This is a genomic window from Celeribacter halophilus, from assembly GCF_018860305.1.
Classification (GTDB): Bacteria; Pseudomonadota; Alphaproteobacteria; order Rhodobacterales; family Rhodobacteraceae; genus Celeribacter; species Celeribacter halophilus_A.
In genome coordinates, this window is sequence record NZ_JAHKPE010000008.1 from 1 (window position 1) to 25445 (window position 25445).

Here is a 25445-nt window from a genome sequence, read left to right on the forward strand (position 1 = left end):
ACTTCCGATACATAAGGGGCTATTCACATCGCAACAAGCGCGTAAGAAATACACCGGAGACAGGGTAAAACAAGCAGCACTTGCTGCTGCGGGAAAGGAAATTGGCGACATATTTGATGAATTCAAGGTCTGACGCGGAAAGCAAAGACGGAACAATATCTTTCGTGGCGGTAGTGCGTCGTAAACACCTGATGCCTTTTCCACAAACAAGTCCGCGCATCGCACAACATGTTGACACTGTGCGAGGCATCATCAAAGCTGGGCTTCCCCAAAGTGCCAAAATAGATCTGTGACTTTTCACACGCACTCAGGCGGCTCCTCGGAGCACGCCCCTACGGTAAATGTTGATCTCAGAGAAATTCCTGATGCTCTAACCTTCCTTGAAGGCATCTATCAACGCATGACGCGCGTTCTTTCAGGTTTTCCCGGCGAGCATTCGTGCCAGCATGTGACGGATGTGATCCTGCGCTCCGAAGAACAGAGCAACTACGACAACGCAGGTTCGTTCTTCATCCAGCAAGAACCAGATGGCGGTCTTTTCCATGCGCACGAAGCGCAGGCCCGCATGAATATCAGATCGCAACGTTCCCATGTGGGGCGATTGCGTCAACACATTCACCGAAGTTCTTATTCCGCGGATCCGACTGGCTGCACGTATGAGTGCGGCATCTGTCTCATCGCCCAACTCGACATACGAGCTCGCAAGATGGTCAAAAATAAGCTCGAAGTCCCATTCCGCTTCTGCGGTGAACTCAAGATCCCACATTATCTGACTGCAATTTCCGCGCAATCATCTGTTCGATACGGGTATCCATGTCTGCCGACGAAACCCTTGTCCCCGACAGGCGCCGATCGACAAGTTGCCGCAACGCAGCCACCTCCAAGTCCTCAGCTTCGGTCTTTTGCCGAAGCAAATCAAGTCCATGCTGAAGGACGGAACTCAGGCTGGCATATTTCCCAGATTCAACGAGGCCACGAGCAAACCTGTCTTGCGGGTCCGACAAAGAGATCGATGATTTCACAGTCATGCCAGTCCTCCTTTGGCAGCAAGGTAGCACTTAGTAGCACTGCATTCAAGGCAAGATACCCATCCAAGTTGGTCACCGCACTGACTTTGCACCCATTACTGCGCGATCGCTAAGATTTCGTCGGGAGCTGATCTCCCTATTATTTCGCGGACAAGCAACAAGTGCTGAAGAAGAAGCCGACTTCGAGAGGCGGCTCTCAGCAGCGTCAACATTTACCGTAGGGACGTGTCCTCGGAGCCGCTTTTTTCAAGTTGTTTACATAGCACATAAGGGGCTCGCACTGACGCAGATTCTCATATTTTTTAAAGATTTTGCGGTTTTTTCGCCACTATCTGGTGCCACTCTATCTTCAGCCATGCCTGGTTCGCACGGGCCGGCTCGGCACGACTTTCATCCGGTTTCCTTCATGCGGTCAGTGCATTCGAATCGAGTGCGACCCCTGAAATGCGCATCTGTTCCATTTGTTTTAGCAAAAGCACAATTCGCTCGGCCGCATATGCAGGTGATAGCCCGCCTTCCCTGATATTTGAGATGCAGTTGCGACGGCTGTCCGGAAGCCCCGGCTTGGGTTCCCAGGTAATATATGCCCCAAGACTGTCAGCTGAAGATAGCCCAGGTCGTTCACCGATTAGCATGACTACAGCACGAGCCTCAGTTGCAGCACCAATGTCATCTCCTATGGCTACGCGTCCGCGTTCGACAAGAACAATAGGCGCTGGTTCGGAAAGAAGGTCTTGCAGCCCCGAAACGACGGATACTGCGTTCTTGTTTACAGCCGTCGCAGACAGTCCATCTGCAACGACGATGACAATTTTTCCTTTTGGAAGGCTGGAGAGATCTTCCCCCGGCGCGAGAACCCGCCCTAAATCAGGACGCCTTACATAAGTTGCGCGATCATGAGCGGCGCTGCTTACAGTGCTTAGCGGCCATTTAGCAAAAGCACTTTGCAAGGCAGGCAAGTTCATCCCCGACCAAACGGCCTCGCGTGCGCGCGCATGATCCAAGGCAAAAGATAAAGTTGCTTTCGTAGTCCATCCTCCGCCAGAGCGACCAATGCCAACACGCGCAGTCGTCATTTCACGCAATTTTTCTTCGAGTGTTTGCAGGGTGATGTCGGTGGACATTATGCCGCCTCCGTCAATGCCATAAGGGTGTGTTTGTTTAAAAGAAGATCGTCACGCATCTGGCCTTGTGGATCAGTAATCCCGTTCTTCACCATCCATGCCGCAAACTCAGGGGCCGGTGGACGACCCAAAGTCTCGCGCACAAAAATGGCGTCATGCGAGGAGAGACTTTGATAATTCAACATGATGTCATCCGATCCCGGCACACAAATCACAAAGGTCACGCCCGCAGCTGACAATGAAACCAGAAGGTTATCCATATCCTGTTGATCTGCATCGGCATGGTTCGTGTAACAAACATCCACACCCATCGGGAGGCCAAACAATTTACCGCAGAAGTGATCTTCGAGCCCTGCCCGAATGATTTGCTTGCCATTGAAAAGATACTCAGGCCCGATAAAACCGACTACAGTATTCACCAAAAGGGGCTGAAATTCTCGTGCGACCGCATATGCACGGGTTTCAATTGTTTGTTGATCCATACCGAAATGTGCGTTTGCCGAGAGGGCTGCCCCCTGCCCCGTCTCGAAATACATTACGTTGTTTCCAACAGTCCCACGGTTGAGCGCGAGAGCCGCCTCATGTGCTTCTCGCAGGGTCGAAAGATTTATCCCAAACCCTTCATTGGCCTTTTGCGACCCCGCGATGGACTGAAAGACAAGGTCAATAGGAGCATTTTGCTCCATTGCCTTTATCGCCACAGTAACATGCCCGAGGCAGCAGTGCTGAGTGGGAATTTCAAGGGTTTGACAAAGCTTGTCGAGAAGGGAGACGACACGAATGTAGTCTTCCACAGTATCCGTGGCGGGGTTCACTCCGATCATCGCGTCTCCAGCGCCCATCATCAGACCATCAATCGCCGAGGCTAAAATACCGCGACTGTCATCGGTTGGACTATTGGGTTGATTTCGCGTTGCCATCCGCCCTTCAAGCCCAAGAGTATTATGGAGTTTGGTGACGATCCTGCATTTTGCGGCCACAGCAATCAAATCCTGAAGCCGCATGATTTTGGAAACTGCCGCAACCATTTCGGGCGTTAGTCCCGGGCGCAATCTGGTCAGCACCTCGGTTGTTGTCGTCGGAGCAAGCAGCCATTCACGAAACTCCCCGACGGTAAGGTGAGCGATCGTAGCAAATGCTAAAGGGTCGTGGCGCGAAAAGATAAGATCCGTAATCTCATCGCCATCAATTCCCAAAATGTCTTCTTGCAAAAACGCGCGCAAAGGAAGATCCGCAAGGACAATTTGAGCCGCCAATCGCTCAACAGGACCATCTGCTGCAATTCCTGCCAATTCATCCCCAGAGCGTTCTGGAGAGGCCTTCGCCAACAGTTCTTTTAAGGTCTTAAAATGATAGCGGGTTTGTCCGACTGTTGTTGAATAGCTCATTGCTTTTGTCCATTGGAAAGGAAAGAAATCTTCCCTTGTTTGAAGGTTGAAACATCCCAGGAGAACCTGGTCTACACGCCCATCAGTGCCTTGCGGTAACCGGTCTGCGCGAGGGTTTGCAGAATAACCAAAGCTTTCCGAAGGTCTTCTCCGGAACGTGCTGCATTGATGTTTATGCGAACAGCATGAAGTGGAGTTTGTGAAAAGCTAAAGGCCTCTCCTGTCAGCACGCATACACCGGCTTGTTCGGCGCTCTTTACAAAAGTAGAGCAACGCCAAGGCTCAGGAAGCTCAATCCAAGCAAATGGCGATGTTGGCTCACGGGGGGTCTGTGACAGAGGAAGAAATTCATTCAAAATTTTATTTCGCGAACGCAGTTCCGCACGTTCAGTTGCGATGATTTCGTCCATACTCCCCTGTTCAATCATCGTGGCTGCGATGAAGTTCATGAGTGAATTTGTGCTCCAGCAATTCAAACGCAACATTCCAGCAAGCGCAGCCACTTGTGACGGGGGCGCGGACACGACACCGAGACGCGTTCCTGCAGCGATGCACTTCGAAAGGCTGGTCACATAAAAAGTGATATCAGGATGCGTAGAGGCAATCGTCGGCGGGGGATTGTCCATGAGCGGTCCACATACATCATCCTCAATGATGTAGACACCGTGTTCCCGAGCTATGTCGGCCAGAGCTTTCCGGCGCCGTGCGCTTAATGTTACTGTCGTAGGATTATGGTTGTTGGGCATCAAAAACACGGCTTTGGGGCGATTGTGGATACATGCCTCCCGAAAGGCTTCCGGCACCATGCCTGCCTGATCAGTTTCGACAGATTTAAGTCGAATAGCCTTTGCTGCGCAAAGCGAGATAAATCCGTGGAACGTGATCTGATCTGTCAGGATCACGTCTCCAGGCTGAGCAATCGTTTCGACAATGCAGGACATGCCATGCTGGCATCCGTTCACGACAACTAAACGGTTTGGATCCTCATGACCGAGAGCAGGCGCCAACCAATGAGCAAAAGCGCGGCGCACGCGTTCATCCCCTTCCGGGAGGTGGTAATCTTGTATCATGCGGAAATGACTATGGAGCGGCAGCGTAGGCAATATGCGCTCCAGTATATGCAAATAGGCATCCGTGGCGGGTCGGTTGACCGATAAATCGCAAACACCTTCGGTCTCAACGACACCAGAACGTGGTGAACGTGGTCGAGGGGGGCGTATAAAGCTACCGCTACCCACACGGCTTTCAACATGCCCACGTTGTTGAAGCAATTTAATGGCACGCGTCACCGTCGAAACATTTACGCCGACAAATTGTGCGATATCTCTGTGTGGAGGAAGTCGATCGCCTTCTGCTAATTTTTTAGACTCTATGAGTAAAACAATGGCATTGCATAGCTTTTGGTAAACGGGCCCCGTCCCACTCTTGATGTCTACATTCTCGAATGCACATTTTATTTTATCATTTTTTTCCAAGATGTTACCCAGATTTTATCCATCCACAAGACTTACGTTGACACTGAATACATATTAAAATCAACCCATTTTGTAATGCAAATTGTATGGCACACATTCGAACATTTTTGCGCAAATGTTTGACTCAAAAAAGCATACGAAAATAGCTGGTGAGGCGATTCAACGATCAAAAACCGCACAGGAGAGGTTCAAATGAACAAAAAAAATTACTTGCAAACACTCTGTTGCGCCGCCGTTTTGTCGGCTGGCTTTGCCGCTATGGCCTCAGCAGAAACCCTACGTTTGTCGACGTTAAAACAGCCCGGATCGGATGGCGCTATCGCAGCGCAACATTTTGCTGATCTGGTCTCTGAAAAGACCGATGGCGAGCTGACCGTTAAAGTCTACCCTGGTAGCCAGCTTGGTGATTGGACTGAAGTCTATGAACAGGTCATCGAAGGCGCAGTCGATATTGCGATGCAGCCTCTTGCAACTTCGTCTGACAAGCGACTGGCTATCACATGGTTCCCCTACGCATATTCAGATTATGACACGGCACGCGTCGCACTCGCGCCGGGCGGTAGCGTTTTCGAAATTGTCAAAGAGGTTATCGGTGAACAAGGTTTGACTCCCCTTGCAGTTTACGGCTCAGGCATGGGTGGAGCGGGTTTCCCGACCGAGGTTAACGATCCGTATGATCTGGATGCGAAACATGACCTGAAAGTACGAGTCTGGCCCGGTGGAACCACACACAAAGTGCTGCTCGAGAATTTGGGCTACCACACCGCAGCAGTGCCTTTTTCTGAGCTCTACACTGCAATGCAGACCGGCGTCGTTGATGGTCAGATTGGTGTAACCGCCACGATTACACTCGAAAACTTTGCCGACATTACAAAAACTTGGATTCAATATAACGATCACTTTGAATCCGATTTCATCTTTATGAATTCAGACAGCTTCAACAATCTGAGCCCTGAATTCCAAGACGCCATTCGTGAAGCCGCGGAACAGGTTTCCAATGAACAGTTCATCGCAGTCGAGGCTGCAGACGAGGCGTCACTGCAGAAAATGCGCGATATGGGTGTCACTGTCGTAACTTATGACAAAGAACAGCTGGAAGCGATCGCAGACAGAGTGCGCAGCCAGGTTTGGCCTGAGATCAAAGATGAGTTGGGGGACGAGACCTACGAGGCGCTTCGTAGCGCTCTCAACCTCAACTGATCCCCACATCCGGCCGGCCTCTTTCGGTCGGCCGGAATATTTATCTCCGGTTTAGGACTGGCTTCAAATGGAACAACAAGACGCAGACACTCTTATTGCCGAAGAGGTTTCGGCAGCTGGAAGCTTCCATCCCGATGGTGTGAATACCCCTCGTTTTTTGAAAGGCTTTCCACTTTCCGTCTGGAACGCGACAATCAAGCTGCAACGAGCCATCATGATCCTTTGTGGCATTGCTCTTACAGGGCTGGTTTTTACTCAGGTGATCACTCGGTATTTCTTTAGTATGTCCCTGTTCGGGATTGAGGAACTCGCTACCTTTTCAGCAGTTTTTCTATATTTTTTCGGAATATCCCATGGCGCATGGGAACGCGGCCATATTTCTGCGAGCCTTGTAGAACTCATTCTTCCAAAAGGTCGCCCGCAGCTGGCGGTTGAGGTCTTTGCCTCACTCCTGACAGTATTGCTATCAGCGTGGATGACGGTTTGGACGTGGGACTACCTCGAATTTGTTATCCGTCGCGGAACTGTATCGCTCGAGACAGGCATTCCTATGTCGTGGGTTGTCGCGGTTATTCCATTCTGCATGGCGCTTATGACACTCTACTTTCTCATCGAGTGTGGCATGCGTATTCAAGCTCTTCTCACAGGAAAGGCCCTGTCATGAACCCACTTATTTTAATGGATGCAGGCCTTTTGACGCTGCTTTTAATCATTGGCGTCCCTGTCCCATTTTGTTTTGCAGGGGCAGCTTTGCTCTTAATGATGTTTGGTGATTTCGGGTCTACGAGCTTTCTTGTTGGAGCCGGCTTCAACAAACTCAACTCAATTGTTCTCATCGCTATTCCACTTTATATTTTGGCTGGTGGCATCATGGGAGCTGGCGGGATTGCGACGCGACTGGTCGATCTTGCCGACTCCATAATTGGCCGTTTGCGCGGAGGGCTCGGGCTTGTCCTAATTGTTACCACAGCAGTTTTCGGTGCCATTTCCGGCATGGCAAGTTCTGCTGTTGCGGCAATCGGCACTGTGATGATCCCTCGCATGGTTGAGCGTGGTTTTGACCGCGGTTATGCCGCAGCGCTTGTGGCAGCCTCATCGGTTCTGGCCCTACTTATCCCCCCCAGCGCATCGATGATCCTGTATGGCTGGGTAACTGGTACCTCAATCCTCGCTTGCTTTTTAGCGCCAATCGTTCCTGGCCTGATACTCCTGACTTTACTGGGTTTCTGGAACTTAATTTTGACACGCAGAATGCCGTTGAAGCAGCCTGAACCTGCTCCTATGCGTGCAATCGTGGGAGAAACGTTCATTCGGACAAAGAAGGCCGCCGCGGGCCTCATGATGCCCCTGATTATTCTGGGTTTCATCTATGGTGGCATTACGACACCAACCGAAGCGGCTGCCGTTGCAGTGGTTTATGCAATCCCTGTTGCCATCTATGTTTATCGTGAGATGACCTGGAGCGGATTGGGGCAGGTTTTATGGCGTGCGGGTCAAACCAGCGGCGTGTTGATGATCATGATCTTCTTTGCCTCTATGCTGGGTCGGATTTGGACACTTGAAAATGTACCTCAGGAAATTCTGGAATCCTTCCTGAGCGTTAGTGAAAACCCCATTGTCCTACTCTTGCTCGCGAACCTGTTCCTGATGATCATAGGCATGTTCATGGAAGATGTATCAGGCATTCTGCTCGCAGCACCGCTTCTCTTGCCCGTGATGAAACAAGCCGGTGTGGACCCCATCCATTTTTCCGCAATCATTGCAACCAATCTTGGAATGGGATTGATCACACCACCGACAGCTCCGCTTCTGTACTTCGCAGCGTTAATCGGCAAAACAAGCCTTTCTGGCATGCTGAAGCCCGCCTTGGTTTTCGTGTTCTTTGCCTATCTTCCGGTGGTGCTTCTAACGACCTTCATTCCGGCTCTCTCGATGTGGCTACCGAGCTTGGTTCTTGGTCTGAACTGATATGGCGACTTCAGCATTAAGAACCTTCGAAAACAAAAAATAGTTATCAAATTCAGGAAAGCGGCGGAACGTGCGCCTTCCTGAGAAACGACCGATGGAAATAGCCCTTAGGCTTTGGAGGAAGAGAAAATTGGCCAATCAATACGATGTGGCGATCGCAGGATCGGGTATTGTGGGCATGTCCACAGCTTTGTGGGCACAGCGCAGAGGACTTCAGGTGGCAATTTGTGATGCAAACGCTGCTGGGTCAGGTGCGACCTTCGGACCCGCCTGCACTATGGCAACTTATGCTTGCGTGCCGATCAATAGCCCCTCCGTCGTAACATCTTTACCCAGTCTGCTGTTTTCAAAAAATAGCCCACTTACAGTGAACTATTGGTACGCCATTAAGAACTGGCGCTGGATGCTATCTTTTTTAATGAACTGCCGATCAAGCCGCGTCGAAGCAATCGGTACGCAATTGGGCGCGTTGCTGCGAGAAGCAGACGCTGGACTTGATCCTTTGATTGAAGAGATTGGGGCAGAGGATCTCATTGTTGAAGAAGATTGCCTTTATGTTTGGGCCACTAAAGACGGTTTCAAAGATGCGCGGCAGGGGATTGAATTGCGCAGACGACAAGGCGTTGCCATGCAGGAGATCGGGCCGGATGAAATCCGTTCCCTTGAGCCTAATCTGAAAATGCCAATGCACCGAGGCCTTCGGTTTCAGGGAACTCGGTATATTTTGCACCCACAAAAGCTTGTGGAGCGGATGCAAAACCATTTCATGCGAAATGGCGGCACAGTTATAGAGAAAGCTGTCTCATCAGTTGAAGCCGCGGCCGAGGGGGTGACGGTCCACTTGCATGATGAAGATACATTGACGTCGGGGCATTTTGTTGTCGCAACAGGCGCACATGGAAAGTCAATCAAAGGGGCCGGAGTTGAAAGTCTCCCTCTTGGAGTGGAGCGAGGCTATCATGTTACGTTTGCAAATCATCGCAACAAACTTTCGCGTCCAGTTGGGTGGGCAGAAGCCGGTTTTTATGCAACGCCGATGGAGTTGGGTCTTCGCTTCGCCGGCACGGTCGAACTTGACGCATTAAGCGCTCCGTCAAACCCGAACCGGATAACCTATTTGCGGCGCAGGGCGGAGGAAATGTTTGGGCAACTTGATGGCCCGAGCGAAGAATGGTTGGGCTTTCGTCCGACAATGCCCGACGCTTTGCCCGTGATTGGTCCATCCCAAAAATCTGAACGCATCATTCATGCTTTTGGCCACCAACATATTGGCCTAACCCTCGGCGGTTTAACCGGACGAATGGTTACGGACATGGTGACTGGCCAAGCTCCAGATCCGGACGCCTCGGGCCTATCAGGAAAGCGTTTCGGGTTTCTCTGAACGTAAATCTCCTGCTTTCACGCACATCAACAAAACCTACCAAACTTAAGAACAACAGAGGATTTTTCTGTGACTGAATATGTTTCACGCCACGGCCTATCCGTCGCGGCCCCACTGGCTAAACTGATCGAAGAACAGGTGCTCTTGGAGATCACTCCGGACAGGTTCTGGTCCGGCTATGCAGCACTTCTGACTGATCTGATGCCCATAAATGCCGAGCTTCTGCAAAAGCGCGCTGACTTGCAGGAAAAAATTGATGCCTGGCACGATGCAAACCGCGCCGCTCCCTTTAATCTCGCCAGTTACGAAGCTTTCTTGCGCGACATCGGCTACCTTCAGCCGGACCCCGCCCCCTTTGAAATCAGCACCCAGAATGTTGACCCCGAAATTGCTACTTTGGCTGGGCCGCAGCTTGTTGTGCCTGTCATGAACGCTCGTTTTGCTCTTAATGCGGCAAATGCGCGATGGGGATCGTTATACGATGCGCTTTACGGCACAAACGCAATTGAGGGTAAAGCAAAAGGAACAGGCTATGATGAAGAGCGCGGAGCAAAAGTCATCGCCAAAGCGCGTGCACATCTGGATGCTGTTGCGCCACTGGAAAATGGGTCATGGTCCGATGTTACCGCGATCTCTACAATCGAGACGGACACAGGGCGTGCCCTTTCCATTACGGTCAATGATGTCGTTACGAATCTTGCAAAGGTTGAGCAGTTTGCCGGCACGACAGACAGTGACAACGTCATGCTGCGCGTCAATGGATTGTTGATCGAGGTTGTCATCGATGGCCAGTCTTCGATTGGCAAAAACGATCCAGCACATATTGCCGATATACGCCTTGAGAGTGCGCTAACTGCAATTCAGGATTGTGAGGATTCTGTCGCAGCTGTCGACGCTGAAGACAAATGTGTCGCCTATGCCAATTGGCTCGGTTTGATGAAAGGCGATTTGACCGAGACTTTTGAAAAAGGCGGTCAAACATACACGCGCAAACTTAATCCCGATATCAAATATACAACGCCGAATGGCGAAACAATTGTCCATCCGGGGCGTGCACTTCTTCTTGTGCGCAATGTTGGTCATCTCATGACCACAGACGCGGTTCTTATGGATGGAAAAGAAACGCCGGAAGGCATGCTCGACGCTGCCGTGACAGTCGCCGCTGCGATGCATGATTTGGCAAAACCTGAAGCCAAGAACTCCCGTACAGCCTCAATCTATGTAGTGAAGCCCAAGATGCACGGCCCGGAGGAGGCTGCATTTGCAGATACGCTTTATGGTCGTGTCGAAAACATGCTGGGTCTACCTGAAAATACAGTCAAACTCGGCGTAATGGATGAAGAACGTCGCACTTCCGCAAATCTTCTGGCCTGTATTCATGCTGTAAAAAATCGCTGCGTGTTTATCAATACTGGCTTTTTGGATCGTACAGGCGATGAAATCCACACCTCCATGCGGGCCGGACCGGTATTGCCAAAAAGCGAGATGCAGAGCGCTTCCTGGTTCCCTGCTTATGAAAATGGAAATGTCGACGCAGGTCTTGCAGCTGGAATGTCTGGCAAAGGGCAGATCGGGAAAGGAATGTGGGCCAAGCCGGATGAAATGGCAGAAATGCTAACGGTCAAAATTTCTCATCCGAAGTCGGGTGCGACGACCGCTTGGGTACCCTCTCCAACCGCTGCAACCTTGCATGCGACCCATTATCATCAGGTCAATGTCGCCGAACTGCAAAACACTTTGAAAACACGCGATAGAGCATCATTGTCTGCGCTACTGACGCCGCCTTTGCTGGGCGGACGCAATCTCTCAGAAAATACCATTCAGCAAGAACTGGACAACTCTTGTCAGTCCATTCTTGGATATGTGGTGCGCTGGGTGGATCAAGGCATCGGCTGTTCTAAAGTGCCCGACATCCACGATGTTGCCCTTATGGAAGATCGGGCAACGCTGCGGATTTCTGCCCAACATCTTGCAAACTGGTTGATGCATGGCCTCTGTTCACGCGAACAAATCATGGCCTCATTCAAGCGTATGGCGCCCAAGGTTGATGCGCAAAATGCCCAGGACACCAATTATCGCCCGATGGCGCCGGCTTTTGATGGCATCGCATTCAACACTGCTTGTGACCTTGTTTTCAAAGGTGCCGCTCAACCCTCCGGGTATACCGAGCCACTTCTTCACGCAGCACGTCGTGCTGCAAAATCTGCATAAGGAAAAACCATGCTGACAATTCAACGTCTCGACATTAATGACGCCAATATCTTAATTGCCGGTGCCCGAGCCCATGCCAATACAATCGGCGTCCCTATGTGTATCGCCATCACTGACGAGGGCGGAAACCTCATCGCCTTCGAACGTATGGACGGCGGCAAAGTGTCGTCTTCTACGATAGCAATTGACAAGAGCTTCACAGCTTCCGCGGCCAAAAAGCCTACTCATGAGTATGGCTCTGCAAGCCAGCCAGGCGCTCCCGCATATGGAATTGCGTCTGCAATCGGCGGCAGACTTATGGTTGTTGGAGGAGGACTTCCGGTTATTGTTGACAGCCAGGTCGTTGGAGGCATCGGCGTAAGCTCGGGAACTCCGGCACAAGACCAAGCCTGTGCACAAGCCGGGATTGATGCATTTTATGCGCATATATCGGCTGAAGTCTAACAAACGTCTTTAACCTGACCTGCCCTCTCTGCACCTCGTTAAAAACTTTTGCGTCTCGTCTCCGAAGCACTAAACGCATCTGTCTATGTCCTTATATTTTGGGCAATATCTACGGAACAATGGGGATTTTGAGAATGGGCAGGTTGGCCCATAAGACCTTTAAGAAACGCTTAGGAGGCGTGTAAACAGAGGCCAGATCACTATGAATCTATTTGCGACATGGGTATCTGCGAAAAGTGTAATCTTAACATACCTATCGAGAACAGAATGTTCAGAGCATCCCTCATACTGCCGCCACAAACCATTGAAAACATGTGACCTGACGGTCGCTATCTGTCTCGGACAACATTAAATCAATCTGATGTAAGACAATCCCTCAATTCCATATCTTGCTGAATGTCTTTTTTCTATTTCTCAGCAGCGTAACAAACGCTCTGGTCGCCGCTCCGGTCCGGTCGCCACGAAAGTGAAGTTGAAGCGGAATGGTCTCGGTGACGTCAATGACCGCGCGAGATACACAGCCTATCGTGTTCAAATGTCTGATGCATGCCGGGGCAACACAAAGTAAAGTGAGATATTGCGATCATCGCCGCCCTTCTGCGCAAGGTTTGTTGGTGGCACAGTCTGATCACCCCCCCATGACGCACGCGAACTTGTCGACTTGGATCTGCCCCGCTTTCGAGGCGGATCGATGTTTACCTCCGAATTTGCGACGGAGGGAGCCCAAAATATTCCGAAAAACAATAAGAGAAATAAGAGCCAGATCTGAATCCCGTCGCCAAGGCGATGTCGAGTATCGAAAGTCCGCTGTGCTGCAACAGGTCTTTTGAACGCTCCAGTCGCTGGACTTTACTGAACTTAGATGGCGTCATCCCCGTGTGCTTAAGAAACATCCGTTCAAGCGTGCGGCGACTGGTGCCCACGGCTTCGGCAAGGTCTGTTGGTGACAGCGGGTATTCCATATTTTCTTCAAGCAAAATTACGGCGTGACGTAGATGCTTTGGTGCGGTGTCCGGCAATTTCATCGAACCGCTCGATTGCAAAGTCACCTCAGAGCGTACCCGATCCAATTGTAACTGATTTATGATTGACGTGACAAGTGATGCGTCATGATCGCGCGCAATGACACTCATGATCATATCAAAAGAAGACATGCCGCCCGCACAGGTCATGATGCCATTGTCGACTTCATAGATAGCATGTGACACGTGAATATCTGGGAACTCTTCTTTGAAAGCGGGCAAGCCTTCCCAATGGATCGTGCATCGCGTATTTTGCAACAATCCGGCGCGCGCCAAAAAGATTGATCCCATAGAAATTGCCCCCACACACACGCCAGCCGCAGCACGGCGGTTTAAAAAAGCCGACAGTCGTGTCGGGTGGATTGCTTCGAGGCTCAGCCCTGCGCAAACAAAGGTATAATCAGGCACACGACCTTCGCCCATGCGGCCCGAACTGGCGAATTGCAGCCCGTTTGAGGCATGAATTTCGGTGCCATTCTCACTGACAATATCCCAGCTATAACACTCATACCCAGCCATTCGATTGGCAACGCGCAAGGGCTCTATCGCAGAGATCACGGAGAGCATGGAAACATTGTTCAACAGCGCAAACTCAAACCGGATCGGAGTATCTCGCCCCACCCGTCCAGATCCCGTTGTGCGTGATGTGATGTCGGTCATGCGTTTCCAAAATCCGCGCTCCAGTTGTGCTGGATTGATGTTATGCGAACCTTATTTCTATGGGGCATCGGCAAGTATCAAGCATATAGATATACTCACCGATGTAACAGGTCATATCGCGATCTTAATCGCGGTTTTGGGCCGTGTGCAACAAGCAAGAATATAGCCTTGATGCTCTTCTTGTTGCGATAGCCCGCCTTGGTGGTCCATCTCGATCTCCCCTTCAAGAAGCCGAACGCGACAAGTGCCACACTGGCCCTCTCCACAACCGGTCGGAATGCGTTTTCCCGCAGCTGCCAAAGACGTCGACAAAGGAACATCCGGCGCGACATCAAAGGTTTGCGCGCCGATAGAAACCGTGATGCCATCTCCGTTGATCGGCTGAACGACATCTTGAGGCACAGCCATCTTTTGACCAAAGCTTTCGGTGAGGAAACGCGCGCGGTCTAACCCTTCGGCGCGCAAAACCTTGCCCATGTGATCCATAAATCCTATTGGACCACAACACAGAGTTTGACGCCGGTACGCATCCGGCACCATGGCGCGGATCATCGCGCGATCAGGGCGCCCACGATAACCGGACCAAGCCTCGCCTTTTCGGGGCGCGCTCAAAACGTTAAACAGTTTGATCGTCGACATTTGAGTAACGATCTGGTCCAGTTCCTCGCGAAACAACAGGTCCTTCTTGCTGCGCGCGACCTGAATGACCACTACATCCGTCGTTTCGCCGCGTTCAGATAGCCACCGCAGTGTCGACATCATCGGAGTGAACCCGCTTCCGCCGCCGATCAACAACAGCGGCGTGTTCGGATAATACATGATCGAGAACGTGCCAAAAGCCCCTCGTCCAGTGATCTCGTCCCCTACTGCCAAAACCTCTTGCATCCACCGCGTAGCATAACCGTCCGGCGCAGCTTTTATCGTGAGTTCAAACCAATTGTTCAGGTTCGGCGCTGAGGCAACCGTAAAGGTGCGTGTCACCGTACCTTGCGGCACGGGCAAGTCAAGCGAGACCGCCTGCCCCGGATAGTGACGCAGCACGCCTTCCATGACCTCGAACACAAAACTCATCGTGTCCGGCGTCTCACGACGCTTCGCCTTGAGCTTAACTGTTAGCCGCTCGACCGGGTGACGCGGAACGCCTGCTTTGGGAAACGCGGGGACAATCATATCCATAGCCATCTTTATTCCGCCGCCTGCAATTGACGGCCGGTCTCCCTCAACCAATTCTCCATAGCACCGCGATACCAATCGAGGAAATTTAGGATCATGAATTCGGATATTTCCGAATATGGGCCCGGCTCATAACCCAAAGATTTCGTACCGCGTTGGTTTTCTTCTGCGAGGCGTTTATCCTGATCATTGGTTTCGATCCAGACACGAGACAGATGCTCGATATCATAATCCCAGCCCTCGACCGCATCCTCGTGAACACACCATGTGGTACGCACCTCGGTTTTGTTCGGACCGAGTGGCAAAACGCGGAAATGAATGGTCATTTCAGAGAGGAAATGATGCCAGTTGTTCGGAATGCGAAAGGCGCGCACAGAGCCCAGATCAGGTTCGATGAGGTCGCCCAAAAGCTTTTTTGACGCGGGCTTTCCATCCATCGTCATCGAATAGGCCCCATCACGGAACGGCAAACGGATACAGCGGAACTCTGTGCCGCCATCGACAGGCGCATGGGGCAATCCGAGGCTATCCCAGAGCTTGCCTTTCTCCTCCATGATACGAAACTCGTCGCCAAATCGCGCGTCATTTGGCAAGGCCATTTCCACCAAAGACACCAATAATTCCGGATGATTGCCTGCGCAATGATAACATTCACGGTTATTCTCAATCACCAGTTTCCAGTTGGCCTCTTCGACAATCACTGATTCATGAACAATCTTGGTTCGCTGTGGAGCATGCGGTTTGATGTAGGGTGTCACGGCCGCGCGGAATGTGTCGATGTCCGGCGCAGTCTCGGCGAGGCAAATATACACAAGCCCCTCAACCGATGTGACATGCACAGACTTCAACGGGAATTTATCTTGATCGAAAGCATCACCCATATAGCGCGTAGAGACCAATGCCCCGCTGAGCTCATAGGTCCATTGATGATAGGGGCAGACCAGACGCCCCGTATGACCACGCGTTTTATCGCACAAACGCGATCCGCGATGGCGACATGAGTTGTGAAAGGCGCGAATGACGCCATCATGATCGCGAAGCACAATGATCGGCGTGTCATAGATAGTCAGCGTGACGTAGTCGCCCGCATTCGGGAGTTCACATTCCGGCCCAACAAAAATCCATTCTTTTTGAAAGATAGCCTGTAAATCGGCCATGAATATAGCGTCATCATTGTAAAATGCTTGTGGCAAGGAATAGCCGTCCTGACAGTCGTCCAACGCGCTGCGCAGGGCATTCTTGGTGGCATCCATAGTGATCCGAGCTCCCGTATCGATCATGATATCTCTTTCGATAAGTCTACGGGTCAGCCACGCCACTTGCTTTCGAATATGCGTCAATACTCTAAGCAAAATGGCCAATCTGAACCATCCAAATTCTCAAATTGCCAATATATTAAGCATTTTATGTGCGTTTCTTTTAAAACACGTAAAGCTCAACATATGGCGCTATTTCAAAAGAAATTGTCGTGGGTCTTAGTCTGATGCCCTGCAATTGCGCGCAATTCTTAGGAAAGAAAGCGACGGGAGTCGCATTACAAACGGAGAACCAAATGTCTTTCCCAAAGAGCACACCATATCTCATCATCGGAGCAGGTATCCACGGCCTATCTACGGCTTTACATCTGGCCAAGAAACTCAAAGCCTCGGGCAAGGGCACGGGCGAAGATATCGTCGTAATCGATAAAAGCGGCATCGCAGCAGGGGCCTCAGGCATCGCCTGTGGCGTTGTGCGCAACAACTATTTTCAACCCGCCATGCGCGAGCTGATGGCCCATTCCGTCGGCCATTGGGAAGCCCACGCAAAGGAATTCCAATACAACCCGGTGGGCTACATGCAAATCTCGTCCGAAAGCATGCATGAAGACGTGGCGCAGATTCACAAAGAACAGCAAGCCATCGGCTATGAGTCTGACTTCATTGAAGGCGAAGCCGAGTGCGACACCTATATGAAAGGCCTTTTCGACGACTGGCAGGCTAAAAACATTACCTCCATTCTACATGAGAAAAAAGGCGGTTATGCCCATAATGCTGCGGCAATCTATGCTTTGGCGAAAATGGCCGAAGAAGAAGGCGTGCGCATCATGAGTGGCGTTACCGTCACCGGTCTCAAGAGTGCCAATGGCGCGAGCGCCGCGATCATTGGTGTAGACACGGACAAAGGCCACATCGCCTGTGATTATCTTGTGATCGCCGCAGGTCCTTGGGTGCGTGATTTCTGGTCGATGGCGGATCTGCCGGATGCAATCTCGATCAAAGGCGCCGATGGCAAGATACATGATAGCGTGCCGATGTGGAAATACTGGCAGCTCGAAGAAGGCGTTTTGCGCGTCGATCCCGAAAGCTTTAAAACCAATGACGGAAAGATGCCTCCGGTGATCCACGTCGACACCGACGCGCCGCTTTTGTCTGATGTTGATGGCTCTGTGATCACCGAAGATATGTGGGGAATTTATTACAAACCCGACTTCAATTTTGGCGGCATTCAAGGGGGAGCAATGCCCTATCGGGTCGACAAACCCGCCAATGATGTCACCCTTGACCCTTACGGCCCTTCGTCACCGGAATTCATCGCCTCGCCGGAATTCGCCCATATGTGGGTTTCCGCACTGGCGCATTGTAACGCGCGTTTCTCGGGCACCATGCCAAAATACCTCAATGAACCCTCAGGGGGCGTCGGCTGTTTCACCCCGGACAGCTTCCCGGTTTTCGATGTATTTCGCGAAAACTGCTATGTCATCGCGGACAGCAACCACGGCTATAAAATGATTGGTGTAGGTGAACTTGTGGCGCAGGAAATTACCGCTGAAACCTCAACGCTTTTGTCCCCCTTCCGGTTTTCCCGCTACGCCGAAGGTAAGTTGCACCCTGTGTCCAACAGCCCCTATCCTTGGAGTTAATGGAGAGACGCAGACAGAGATTGGGGGGCCTTCGGCCCCCCTTTTGCAATTGCAGTGTGTTCAAATCGCGTTCATTTTGCTTTTGGGAAAATCTGATCTTGCAACCGGATGAGCGAAGCACCAGAGCCATCCAGCCCCATAACAGCTGCGTGGATCGCTTCAAGCCGCGGGCGGGAGGCTGCCTCCCCTGCCAGATCGTAGAATTTTGCGGTGAGCTCGGCCTCCGAGTAGGGCGTCTCGGGATCGCCTTTCGCCTGTGTTGCAGGTGTGGTCAGCACCTCGCCTGAGGACAGGTGCACGGACAATCTCGCCCAACGCTCTGCTGGGAAAAGGTCGTTAAACGCGTCGTTTTCTTTAAACGAAAGACCTTCACACACAGCACGCAAATCGGGGTCACAAAAGGCGGCTTTGGAAACCTCAGCTACTCCCACGCGCCCCCGCAAAAGAGCCGCGGCCACGGGAAACCCGATGGCATATTGCGCCTCTTCGGTGGTTGAGGGGATACCTTTGAACAGACGCGTGCCCTCGTGAAAGGTTTCGATTTCAACTGAGACAATGTCCTCCGGGCGCAATGGGCGAACGCGAGTTAGATCAAGCGCCGCCTGTACAGAAGGTTGTGCCCAACGGCAGACGGGGAACCCTTTTATATATTGATTCATAACTTCCCATTCCGCGCCCAGTGTGGCCCATATATCAGCCACATCCGAGCCCAAAACCGTTATGGCAGGAGCACCCGTGAACCCCGCTTCTGCGAGGGCAGCAGCAGAAATCCCAGCCATAGCACCCCAACCGGAACCATCCTTAAGCATGGTTGGGTGGTCGATCACCCGCATCATCTGGCTGCGCGGCCCATGATATTCGGCAATGCCCAATGCGTGGGCATAGACGTCAGGGGGCAAGTCCATCAGCTTCCCACAAAACGCCGCGACACAGACGGCAATCCACGCCCCACTTGTGTGATAGTCGGATGCGGTGCGATGTAAAGCGATGCCGGCCCGCGTACCGATCTCATATCCAGCCGCCAAATATGTCAGAAAATCTTCACCACTCAAAGCAACTTGACGATCATCCAGAATGGCCAAGAGTGCCGGTAAAAGTCCGCAACCTACATGGCCTTTGGTCAATCTGTGACCATCATGTGCGTCCACAGAGTCGATGGTCATCGCACCAACAAGCGCCGCCCCTTCTGGCGATAGCGTGACGCCCGAAAACAAGACCCGCGCATGATCACCATCAAGATTGCGAGTTGCATACTGCAAAACAGCCGCATGCAACTCTGTTCCCGTTCCAGCCAAAGCTGTCCCCAGCAAATCCAAAAGCAAAAAACGGACGCGGGCCTGAACTCTGTCCGGCACATCCGCCCAGCGAATTTCATTCAAAAATTTATTTATATCGTTGGAATTTGGCATTTCTCATTCCAATAGACCGGGCAGTTCACGCTGCAAAAGCTGAGGCATCAGAGTACGCACGGTCGGCATTGTTTGCCGTGCGTGGATCACATCCGCATAAGCAATCTCAGTGGTCAAAAGCGCTTCGTCGTCTCCGGCATGGGCGTAGCGCGTCCCGTCAGGGCCTAAAATCCTCGAGCCACCCCAAAAATGCATATCAAGGTGCGGTCCGGTCCAATTGCACATCAGAATGGGTAGGCCATAAATCATCGCTGTATGGCGACCGACCAGATCCCAGCCCGCCTCGTTCGAGAACCCGCCACCAACTCCTTCTTTTGTCGAAGCGATCGGTAGAGCCAAAACCGTACTCTCTCGCATGGCCGACAGATAAAGCTGGCCTGGATCCCAACTGTCGGCACAGATCATGCCGCCACAGATCCAGTGACGGTCAATATCCAGCGTCATAGTGCGTTTGCCGGCAGTGAAATATTTGCCCTCGTCGAGGCGGCCATATGTCGGCAGGTTGATCTTGCGGTAGATCTTGAGCACCTCACCTTTGTGCAACCACGCGATGGAATTGTAAAATTGGCCCCCGCGGCCATGTTCGACAAACCCGACCACCGCATAGCCGTGACGACATTTTTGCGCCAAGGCAAGAAGCCGCGGATCGTCAGCCCAGATTGCCGAATTGCGTACGGCATCTCCATCTGCGGGATAGCCCGTCAAAGAGGTTTCGGGAAACACCGTCAGATCGATCTGGCCGTCCTGGGCCTCTTCCAGAAAGGCCACATGTTTATTGAACAATGTGTCGGGACTGTCCGGGGTATGTTCAAGCTGCGCACAGGCGCAGTGTAGGACATCGCGGTGGCGCATCATCGTATCCTGTAAACGTGCCGCTCCCCCTTCGGGAAGCGGCGATTGATTTTAAATCAAACCTTGGTTTTTCAAGAAGGTTTGCGAAACTTCTTCGATAGTCTTCTTATCTACATCGACCATCGCGTTAAGCCCACGCATGATATCATCAGTCATGATCGCCGAGACAGAATTCAAAAGCTCACCAATTTTGGGGTCGGCCTCGAGAAGTTCGGTACGGATGTTCGGGGTTAGCGCGTAGCTCGGGAAGAACCCTTTGTCATCCTCGAGCACTTTGAAATCAAATGCTTCGATACGGCCATCGAGGGCAAAAACCAAACCGATGTCCAAGTTTTCGGTTTTCAGCGCGTCATAGATCAAGCCGGTTTGCATCGACGCAAGGTTTGACCGCTTCATGTCAAAACCATAGGTCTCTTCCAGTCCGGGCAATCCGTCCGGGCGTTTGGGGAATTCTGCATTTACACCCAGTTTGAGCTTTTCCCCTGCGTTATATGCCGCAGCCATATCTGAGAACGAGCTTAAGCCCTTATCATCTGACCTACGCACAGCCAAAGCATAGGTGCTATTGGCGCGGGACGGATCAAGCCATGTGATGCCGAGTTTGGCGTCAAGGTCTTTGACCGTCGCATAGGTTTCTTCGGCATTCATCTTTGTTTCGATTTTATTGAAGGTCACGAGTGAGGTGCCGGTGTATTCCCAGTAGATATCGACTTGGCCGTTCTCAAGGGCAGCGCGCACAACAGAGGTCCCCATGCCTTCAAGCTTGTCGACATCATACCCGTTTGCTTCAAGTAGGTCTGTCGTGATTTGGGTGATCAAAAGCTGTTCGGTAAAGTTTTTACCTCCAACTTTGATGACGTCCGCCTGTGTAGCGCTGGCGAAAAAGGTCGTGGCAGCGAACAGCGCGCTGGCTGCGGCAGTTGAAAGTTTCTTCATCATGAGTGCGTCTCCGTTGGATAAGTTTGTCATTGTTTTTAAGGTCTGAGCGGGTTGACCCCGCGAGGGATGAGCCAGAATTGCCCTTTTGCGAGCGCATAGTCTGCCAACATCGAAAGCAGCCCGACGGGGATGACACCGGCAAGCAGCATCTGCATGTCATTGAGGTCGATACCGGTGAAAATCAGTTCACCAAGCCCGCCCCCGCCGATTAAAAAGGCCAGAGGCGCTGTCCCGACATTGACAGCAACAGCAGTCCGAATTCCGGCGAACATAACGTAAAGTGCATTTGGGAGTTCCACACTGCGCAGTATGTGTAGAGGCGTCATGCCCATGCCCTGTGCAGCTTCTTTGAGGTGGGCAGGCACGTCGCGCAACCCCTGAAACACATTGCGAACGATGGGCAACAAGGTCGCCACCCAAAGGCCAAAAATGGCGGGCTTAAACCCGATACCCAATAGTGTGATCGATAACGCAAGGATCGCCAGCGTCGGGATCGTCGTTCCGATATTGAAGACCTGCAACAGGGTTTCAGAATAGCGCCGCATAAAGTCACGGCTGAGTAAAATGCCCGCAGGCACACCGACAAGAATAGCCAGACCCGAAGAGATCAATACCAGCACGACATGTTGTTTCGTGAGATAGATGATATCCTCGGAATAAGTCCGCCAAATCTCGCCAAAATATCCCTGTGCCGCCACTGTAAGAGCAGCACCGAGAGCAATACCAAGGACCAATGCAGCGCGTGTTTTCATAGTTTCAGATACGTCGGCGCCCCGAATACTCCTGCTCACGTCAAACCCTCCGTCGGGGTGTCGCGATAGGTTGCGCCCAATTGATGAGAGATGGCGCGTTGGGTGATGAAACCCTTGAAAAAACCGTCATCATCGACACAGGCCATCCATGTCATGTCATGACGGAACATTCGCGACACCGCCGTGCGCAAATCGGCATCAACATTCACCGTGGTCGGCAAAGCCTGATAATGTTCTTCGACCGTGCCGGAGGCCTCCACAACATCGTTGAGATGCAAATAACCGCGCGCACGCCCACGCGGCCCCACCATGACAATATTCTTATGGCCGGCCTCCTTCATCATATCGCGAGCCGTGGCGACGTCATCTTGGGCGCTCACACGGATACGGCCACTGAGCATGACATCAGACACTTTTAACAGGCTGAGGCGTTTGAGCGTGCGGTCAGAGCCCAAAAAGCTTGCGATAAAATCGTTGGCCGGACGCGCCAAAAGGTCGTCAGGGCTGTCGAATTGTTCGAGTTTACCGTCTCTAAAAATCGCAATCTTATCGGCCATTTTAATCGCTTCGTCGATGTCGTGGCTGACAAAAGCGATAGTTTTGCGCAGTTCCGTTTGCATTCTCAAAAACTCGTCCTGGATGACCGCCCGGTTGATGGGGTCAATCGCACCAAAGGGTTCATCCATAAGCAATACGGGCGGGTCCGCCGCCAATGCACGGATCACGCCTACACGTTGTTGTTGGCCACCAGATAGTTCTTTTGGGAAACGTTTGAGAAAAATACTGGGATCAAGGTTCACCAGATCAAGAAGCTCGGCGGCGCGCTTACGCGCTTTGCTCCGTTCCCAACCCAGCAGATCAGGAACAATGCAAATATTGTCCTCGATTGTCATGTTAGGGAAAAGACCTATTTGTTGGATCACATAGCCGATGGATCGACGCAATTCGACCGGATCAATCGTGTCCGTATCCCGCCCCGCAACATGTATTTTACCACTGGTTTTCGGGATCAACCCGTTGATCATTTTAAGTGTCGTTGTCTTGCCGCACCCAGAGGGGCCAAGCAGAACACAAATTTCACCTTTGGCCACTTCAAGCGACACTTTGTCGGCCGCCATGACGGTCCCGCCATTTGGTGTTTCAAAAATTTTGGAGAGTTTTTCCAGTTTGATCATAGCGTATCCAGATATTTAATGGCCACCCGCAGGTGCGGAGGAAGAGGCAGGTGTAAGGCGTTTTTGCAGCCAAAGAAGGAAGTAATCGCTGACGATGGCCAAAAGAGACACCATTAAAGCGCCGGTGATGAGCTGCCGAGGGTCGGATTGAGAAATGCCGCGCGAAATAAAGGCGCCCAGACCACCTGCCCCGATGTATGTAGCGATTGCCGTAATACCTATATTCATGACAACCGCGATCCGCACGCCGGCCATGACAACAGGGATCGCCAAAGGGATTTCAACACGACGTAGGCGTTGTATGGGGGTCATGCCCAATCCCCGCGCAGCTTCGCGCAACGCCGGATCCACATTTGTGATCGCCGTGTAAGTATTGCGAATAATCGGCAGTTGCGAGTAGAGCAACACGGCAATCACGGCGGGCATATATCCCACGCCTTGACCAATCAGCGAGAGCACCGGTATCATCAGACCAAAAAGCGCGATTGACGGAATCGTGATGATGATCGCAGCAATATAGAGCACGATATCCGCTGCTTTTTGGTTGAGCGTGATCAGGATGCCAACAGGGACCCCGGTCACAATGGCCAGCCCGATTGCCACACAAACAATCGACATGTGTTGGACAGTTCTCTCGAAAATAAGATCGAGGTTTTGACTGATGAAAACCAACGTCTCCATATAAAAGCTCCCCTGATGGCGTGGCGCGATGTAGTTGCGCTCTGTTGTGTCACAATTGATTGTTACACACTGGTCGGGGCGCTTTCGCAAAAGCGACACAAACTGTCAAATAAACGACAATGGAAATTTTATGTTTAAAAACAATTAGTTGTATTATATATTTTACGATCAATATTTGGGCAATTCAAAGTAATTTAGGAAAGTGAGTGGTTTTCGCGCAATTTCCACCAATGACATCTAACGTTCCTATGCAGGTCAGCCTGGCAACGTGAACTCGGCAGACGCTTAGCTATGTTGTTTTCTAACCACTCAGCGACGTCTGTATGCTTGTCACGATAGCGGTCTGTTCTCCACCGTTCGAATATGATGATGAAGACTGTCCGTTGATAAATCATGTGCACAGCGCAACCGGCGGCCATTTCCCCAAGATTATTTCAACCTCGAGCACAGAGACCGCCACCGGTGCGTCAGGGGCCTCGTCACATGTCAGAGGAGACAGTGGGCGAGAGTGACAAAAATTAAGTTGCAACCCACGCAACCAACAGCCACTCATACACCGAATACACTGTCATCTTTAGAGCAGCGCCCGAACCTTCTTTAAAAGCAAGGTATCGACCGCAACACCATCTTTTGAAGCTTTTTCGCGGTTGCTCTGGCGTCCATCCCCGGGCAAACGAGCACCATCTTGTGTGCGGATGGAAGAAATCAAGTCCCGCAAGCGGCCTTGGAACTCGTCACCTGAAGTTGATACAGGATCAATAGCAATGAAGAACTGTCCTGTACGTGGAGGGCCTCCCGCAGTTCCGGAGAACGGGCTTGCGGATGTGCCAAGGGTTGCCCCAGTCATAGCAGCCGCCATCAACTCAACCATCAACGCGATCCCTACCCCTTTATATCCGCCCGAAGGAACCATCGAACCTTTAAGACCAGCATGAGGATCAGTTGTGGGTTGCCCGTCTGCGTCTAACACCCAACCTTCCGGTACAGATTTGCCTTCGCGAGCATGTTTCATCACTTCGCTTTTCGCGATGGTGCTGGCCGATTGGTCAATCAACACAGCAGCGTTGCCATCAGGATCAGGAGCGGCAATGGAAAACGGATTGGTTCCGACAACCGGTGTTTTGCCGCCAGAGGGCGCAATCGAGGCCGGCGCATTGGTAAACCCGATGCCCAACAGCCCAGCTTCTGCCAGGCGGCGAGTGTGTACGCCCAGAACCCCGCAGTTGTAGGAATTATTGATTGCCAAAACGGCCACGCCCATCTCGCGAGCAAGTGGCACAAGGGCTTCGAAACCCACTTCAATGGCAGAATGTGCAAAACCTGTGCCCGCATCTACTGTGATAACCGCAGGCTTCGGCTGTCGCAGCTCCGGCTGAGCCTGCCCATCTACCTTCCCACATTTCACATGTTCTGCGTAGATGGGAATATAAGCCAGACCATGAGAAGAAATGCCATCGGCTTCTGTTATCGCGGTTGCTACGGCCAGAGGGCGCGCATTTGCTTCTGAAGTGCCCGCATTGACGAGCGCCCGATATGCAAGGTCTTCAATTTCAGTAAGCGAAAGGATTTCTGTAGTGGCCATTGTGGTATCTTTCGGAGTGGATATGTTGGTATTTGCTGGCTCCGCTATGTAAAACGGTCCATAATCTTTGACGTAAGGCGTG

The 25445-nt window shown here is 51.8% G+C and carries 22 protein-coding genes; 7 read left to right on the forward strand and 15 right to left on the reverse strand.

Annotated features, from left to right (window positions below; translation table 11 throughout):
• Window positions 1–415 precede the first annotated feature (415 nt).
• The 5 genes from KO492_RS00385 to KO492_RS00405 form a co-directional block, all read right to left on the reverse strand.
• A complete protein-coding gene (locus tag KO492_RS00385) occupies window positions 416–766 on the reverse strand; it encodes a type II toxin-antitoxin system RelE/ParE family toxin (protein ID WP_216043163.1) in 351 nt (116 codons plus the stop codon).
• Window positions 753–1028 (reverse strand): ribbon-helix-helix domain-containing protein, encoded by a 276-nt coding sequence (locus KO492_RS00390; RefSeq protein WP_216043164.1) that lies wholly within the window; start codon window positions 1026–1028, stop codon window positions 753–755. The genes KO492_RS00385 and KO492_RS00390 overlap by 14 nt, the downstream gene beginning before the upstream one ends.
• 404 nt (window positions 1029–1432) lie before the next feature.
• Window positions 1433–2152 carry an ethanolamine ammonia-lyase subunit EutC gene (gene eutC, locus KO492_RS00395; RefSeq protein WP_216043165.1) on the reverse strand — a complete coding sequence of 240 codons (720 nt, stop codon included), beginning with the start codon at window positions 2150–2152 and terminating at the stop codon, window positions 1433–1435.
• Window positions 2152–3540: an ethanolamine ammonia-lyase subunit EutB gene (locus tag KO492_RS00400; RefSeq protein ID WP_216043166.1), complete on the reverse strand. Its 1389-nt coding sequence runs from the start codon at window positions 3538–3540 to the stop codon at window positions 2152–2154. The genes eutC and KO492_RS00400 overlap by 1 nt, the downstream gene beginning before the upstream one ends.
• 71 nt (window positions 3541–3611) lie before the next feature.
• Window positions 3612–5015 carry a PLP-dependent aminotransferase family protein gene (locus KO492_RS00405; RefSeq protein ID WP_216043167.1) on the reverse strand — a complete coding sequence of 468 codons (1404 nt, stop codon included), beginning with the start codon at window positions 5013–5015 and terminating at the stop codon, window positions 3612–3614.
• A 192-nt stretch (window positions 5016–5207) separates the two neighbouring features.
• Here KO492_RS00405 and dctP point away from each other — a divergent pair, with 192 nt between their 5' ends.
• The 6 genes from dctP to KO492_RS00435 all read left to right on the forward strand — a co-directional run bounded on the left by dctP (window position 5208) and on the right by KO492_RS00435 (window position 12219).
• Window positions 5208–6215: a TRAP transporter substrate-binding protein DctP gene (dctP, locus tag KO492_RS00410; protein WP_216043168.1), complete on the forward strand. Its 1008-nt coding sequence runs from the start codon at window positions 5208–5210 to the stop codon at window positions 6213–6215.
• A gap of 67 nt (window positions 6216–6282) precedes the next feature.
• A complete protein-coding gene (locus tag KO492_RS00415; RefSeq protein WP_216043169.1) occupies window positions 6283–6879 on the forward strand; it encodes a TRAP transporter small permease in 597 nt (198 codons plus the stop codon).
• Window positions 6876–8183 (forward strand): TRAP transporter large permease, encoded by a 1308-nt coding sequence (locus tag KO492_RS00420; protein WP_216043170.1) that lies wholly within the window; start codon window positions 6876–6878, stop codon window positions 8181–8183. Before KO492_RS00415 ends, KO492_RS00420 begins: the two co-directional genes overlap by 4 nt.
• A 130-nt stretch (window positions 8184–8313) precedes the next feature.
• Window positions 8314–9564, forward strand: a complete 1251-nt coding sequence (locus KO492_RS00425) for an NAD(P)/FAD-dependent oxidoreductase (protein WP_252735157.1) — start codon at window positions 8314–8316, stop codon at window positions 9562–9564.
• A 69-nt stretch (window positions 9565–9633) separates the two neighbouring features.
• Window positions 9634–11775: a malate synthase G gene (locus KO492_RS00430; protein ID WP_216043172.1), complete on the forward strand. Its 2142-nt coding sequence runs from the start codon at window positions 9634–9636 to the stop codon at window positions 11773–11775.
• 9 nt (window positions 11776–11784) lie between these two features.
• Window positions 11785–12219 (forward strand): GlcG/HbpS family heme-binding protein, encoded by a 435-nt coding sequence (locus tag KO492_RS00435; protein WP_216043173.1) that lies wholly within the window; start codon window positions 11785–11787, stop codon window positions 12217–12219.
• Between the two features lie 695 nt (window positions 12220–12914).
• Here the strand turns inward: KO492_RS00435 and KO492_RS00440 are convergent.
• The 3 genes from KO492_RS00440 to KO492_RS00450 form a co-directional block, all read right to left on the reverse strand.
• On the reverse strand, window positions 12915–13901 hold the full coding sequence (locus KO492_RS00440; protein WP_216043174.1) for a GlxA family transcriptional regulator: 987 nt from the start codon (window positions 13899–13901) through the stop codon (window positions 12915–12917).
• A 111-nt stretch (window positions 13902–14012) separates the two neighbouring features.
• Complete coding sequence (locus KO492_RS00445; RefSeq protein WP_216043175.1) at window positions 14013–15128, reverse strand: flavin reductase family protein; 1116 nt, start codon at window positions 15126–15128, stop codon at window positions 14013–14015.
• Complete coding sequence (locus KO492_RS00450) at window positions 15086–16354, reverse strand: aromatic ring-hydroxylating oxygenase subunit alpha (RefSeq protein WP_252735158.1); 1269 nt, start codon at window positions 16352–16354, stop codon at window positions 15086–15088. Before KO492_RS00450 ends, KO492_RS00445 begins: the two co-directional genes overlap by 43 nt.
• Window positions 16355–16626: 272 nt before the next feature.
• Between KO492_RS00450 and KO492_RS00455 the strand changes: the two genes are divergently transcribed.
• Window positions 16627–17973 (forward strand): NAD(P)/FAD-dependent oxidoreductase, encoded by a 1347-nt coding sequence (locus KO492_RS00455; RefSeq protein ID WP_216043176.1) that lies wholly within the window; start codon window positions 16627–16629, stop codon window positions 17971–17973.
• 71 nt (window positions 17974–18044) lie between these two features.
• Here the strand turns inward: KO492_RS00455 and KO492_RS00460 are convergent, their stop codons facing one another.
• The 7 genes from KO492_RS00460 to KO492_RS00490 form a co-directional block, all read right to left on the reverse strand.
• Window positions 18045–19382: an MmgE/PrpD family protein gene (locus KO492_RS00460; protein ID WP_216043177.1), complete on the reverse strand. Its 1338-nt coding sequence runs from the start codon at window positions 19380–19382 to the stop codon at window positions 18045–18047.
• Between the two features lie 3 nt (window positions 19383–19385).
• Complete coding sequence (locus tag KO492_RS00465; RefSeq protein WP_066605404.1) at window positions 19386–20234, reverse strand: nitrilase-related carbon-nitrogen hydrolase; 849 nt, start codon at window positions 20232–20234, stop codon at window positions 19386–19388.
• A gap of 51 nt (window positions 20235–20285) precedes the next feature.
• The gene (locus KO492_RS00470; RefSeq protein WP_066605392.1) at window positions 20286–21173 is read right to left on the reverse strand and encodes a glycine betaine ABC transporter substrate-binding protein; all 888 of its coding nucleotides are present in this window, start codon (window positions 21171–21173) and stop codon (window positions 20286–20288) included.
• 35 nt (window positions 21174–21208) lie between these two features.
• On the reverse strand, window positions 21209–21964 hold the full coding sequence (locus KO492_RS00475) for an ABC transporter permease (protein WP_303495015.1): 756 nt from the start codon (window positions 21962–21964) through the stop codon (window positions 21209–21211).
• Window positions 21961–23100: an ABC transporter ATP-binding protein gene (locus KO492_RS00480; RefSeq protein ID WP_066605390.1), complete on the reverse strand. Its 1140-nt coding sequence runs from the start codon at window positions 23098–23100 to the stop codon at window positions 21961–21963. The genes KO492_RS00475 and KO492_RS00480 overlap by 4 nt, the downstream gene beginning before the upstream one ends.
• A gap of 15 nt (window positions 23101–23115) precedes the next feature.
• On the reverse strand, window positions 23116–23781 hold the full coding sequence (locus KO492_RS00485) for an ABC transporter permease (RefSeq protein WP_066605389.1): 666 nt from the start codon (window positions 23779–23781) through the stop codon (window positions 23116–23118).
• 574 nt (window positions 23782–24355) lie between these two features.
• Window positions 24356–25363, reverse strand: a complete 1008-nt coding sequence (locus KO492_RS00490) for an Ldh family oxidoreductase (RefSeq protein WP_216043223.1) — start codon at window positions 25361–25363, stop codon at window positions 24356–24358.
• Between the last annotated feature and the right edge of the window lie 82 nt (window positions 25364–25445).

What these genes read in the sequence shown, in the direction of transcription:
- KO492_RS00415 (WP_216043169.1), top strand. Translation starts at nt 6,283, where the DNA reads ATGGAACAACAAGACGCAGACACTCTTATTGCCGAAGAGGTTTCGGCA.
- eutC (WP_216043165.1), bottom strand. Translation starts at nt 2,152, where the DNA reads ATGTCCACCGACATCACCCTGCAAACACTCGAAGAAAAATTGCGTGAA.
- KO492_RS00465 (WP_066605404.1), bottom strand. Translation starts at nt 20,234, where the DNA reads ATGCGCCACCGCGATGTCCTACACTGCGCCTGTGCGCAGCTTGAACAT.
- KO492_RS00485 (WP_066605389.1), bottom strand. Translation starts at nt 23,781, where the DNA reads ATGGAGACGTTGGTTTTCATCAGTCAAAACCTCGATCTTATTTTCGAG.
- KO492_RS00460 (WP_216043177.1), bottom strand. Translation starts at nt 19,382, where the DNA reads ATGCCAAATTCCAACGATATAAATAAATTTTTGAATGAAATTCGCTGG.
- KO492_RS00470 (WP_066605392.1), bottom strand. Translation starts at nt 21,173, where the DNA reads ATGATGAAGAAACTTTCAACTGCCGCAGCCAGCGCGCTGTTCGCTGCC.
- KO492_RS00390 (WP_216043164.1), bottom strand. Translation starts at nt 1,028, where the DNA reads ATGACTGTGAAATCATCGATCTCTTTGTCGGACCCGCAAGACAGGTTT.
- KO492_RS00440 (WP_216043174.1), bottom strand. Translation starts at nt 13,901, where the DNA reads ATGACCGACATCACATCACGCACAACGGGATCTGGACGGGTGGGGCGA.
- KO492_RS00385 (WP_216043163.1), bottom strand. Translation starts at nt 766, where the DNA reads ATGTGGGATCTTGAGTTCACCGCAGAAGCGGAATGGGACTTCGAGCTT.
- dctP (WP_216043168.1), top strand. Translation starts at nt 5,208, where the DNA reads ATGAACAAAAAAAATTACTTGCAAACACTCTGTTGCGCCGCCGTTTTG.
- KO492_RS00450 (WP_252735158.1), bottom strand. Translation starts at nt 16,354, where the DNA reads ATGATCGATACGGGAGCTCGGATCACTATGGATGCCACCAAGAATGCC.
- KO492_RS00455 (WP_216043176.1), top strand. Translation starts at nt 16,627, where the DNA reads ATGTCTTTCCCAAAGAGCACACCATATCTCATCATCGGAGCAGGTATC.
- KO492_RS00435 (WP_216043173.1), top strand. Translation starts at nt 11,785, where the DNA reads ATGCTGACAATTCAACGTCTCGACATTAATGACGCCAATATCTTAATT.
- KO492_RS00490 (WP_216043223.1), bottom strand. Translation starts at nt 25,363, where the DNA reads ATGGCCACTACAGAAATCCTTTCGCTTACTGAAATTGAAGACCTTGCA.
- KO492_RS00420 (WP_216043170.1), top strand. Translation starts at nt 6,876, where the DNA reads ATGAACCCACTTATTTTAATGGATGCAGGCCTTTTGACGCTGCTTTTA.
- KO492_RS00400 (WP_216043166.1), bottom strand. Translation starts at nt 3,540, where the DNA reads ATGAGCTATTCAACAACAGTCGGACAAACCCGCTATCATTTTAAGACC.
- KO492_RS00480 (WP_066605390.1), bottom strand. Translation starts at nt 23,100, where the DNA reads ATGATCAAACTGGAAAAACTCTCCAAAATTTTTGAAACACCAAATGGC.